The following is a 1,393-nucleotide window of genomic DNA, read 5'->3' as shown; positions in this document are numbered from 1 at the left end:
TTCAGCCGCATGTAGTTGAAAGCTGAACGATCTGGAGAGTGAGCGCCATGCAGTTCGGGATCTTCACCGTGGGTGACGTCACCGAGGACCCGACCCGCGACGGGGAACCGCCCCGTCCACACCCTCCCGGAGGACCCTGATGACCGACCTCGCCCCGCCCGTGGACCCGATCGTGCCGTTCCTGGAGCCGGTCTTCGACCTGCACCGCGGCGGCAAGCTGGAGACCCGCTCGACCGTGCCGCTGCGCGGCGCCGACGACCTGTCGCTCGCCTACACCCCCGGGGTCGCCCGGGTCTGCACCGCCATCGCCGAACACCCGGAGCTGGCCCACGAGTTCACCTGGGCGGCGAACACCGTCGCGGTGGTCAGCGACGGCACCGCCGTGCTCGGCCTCGGCGACATCGGCCCGGCCGCGGCCCTGCCGGTGATGGAGGGCAAGGCCCTGCTGTTCAAGGAGTTCGCCGGCGTGGACGCGGTGCCGATCTGCCTCGGCACCACCGACACCGAGGCGCTGATCGCCACCGTGCGGCACCTCGCGCCGAGCTTCGGCGGCATCAACCTGGAGGACATCAGCGCCCCGCGCTGCTTCGAGATCGAGGAGCGCCTGCGCGCCGAACTCGACATCCCGGTCTTCCACGACGACCAGCACGGCACCGCCGTGGTCGCCCTCGCCGCCCTGCGCAACGCCGCCCGGGTGACCGGACGGCCGCTGTCGGAGATGCGCGCCGTGGTCGCGGGTGCGGGCGCCTCCGGCGTCGCCGTCAGCCGGATCCTGCTCGCCGCCGGGATCGGGGACATCGCGGTCGGCGACAGCAAGGGCCTGCTGCACCCCGGCCGGACCGACCTCAACCCGGTGAAGGCCGCACTCGCCGCCGACAGCAACCGGGCCGGCCACCGGGGTTCGATCGAGGGGGCGCTGCGCGGCGCCGACGTGTTCATCGGGCTCTCCGGGGCGACGGTCGCCGAGTCGGCGGTGGCCGCGATGGCCCCGGACGCGGTCGTCTTCGCGCTCTCCAACCCGACGCCGGAGATCGAGCCGTCCGTCGCCCGCCGGTACGCCGCCGTGGTGGCCACCGGCCGCAGCGACCACCCCAACCAGATCAACAACGTGCTCGCCTTCCCCGGGATCTTCCGCGGCGCCCTGGACGTCCGGGCGCGCACCGTCACCGAGGGCATGAAGCTCGCGGCGGCCGCGGCCATCGCCGAGGTGGTGGCCGACGAGCTGTCCGCGGACCGGATCGTCCCCAGCCCCTTCGACCCCCGGGTGGCCCCCGCCGTGGCCTCGGCCGTGGCCGCCGAAGCCCGCTCCGCCGGAGTGGCCCGCCGCTGACCGCCCCACCGGCGGGGCCGGGCACCGAACGGCCCGGGGCCGGACCGCCCGTCGGCGGTCCGG

1 protein-coding gene is annotated in these 1,393 nt (G+C 74.7%); it reads left to right on the top strand.

Going from position 1 to position 1,393, the window contains the following annotated elements; all coding sequences use genetic code 11:
• Positions 1-139: 139 nt before the first annotated feature.
• Positions 140-1,330 carry an NADP-dependent malic enzyme gene (locus tag ABZ641_RS37375; RefSeq protein WP_344628181.1) on the top strand — a complete coding sequence of 397 codons (1,191 nt, stop codon included), beginning with the start codon at positions 140-142 and terminating at the stop codon, positions 1,328-1,330.
• Positions 1,331-1,393: the final 63 nt, after the last annotated feature.

The organism is Kitasatospora sp. NPDC007106 (genome assembly GCF_040634455.1).
GTDB classification, from domain to species: Bacteria; Actinomycetota; Actinomycetes; order Streptomycetales; family Streptomycetaceae; genus Kitasatospora; species Kitasatospora arboriphila.
Note: the sequence above shows the minus strand (reverse complement) of the source record. Positions and strands in the feature narration are given on the sequence as shown.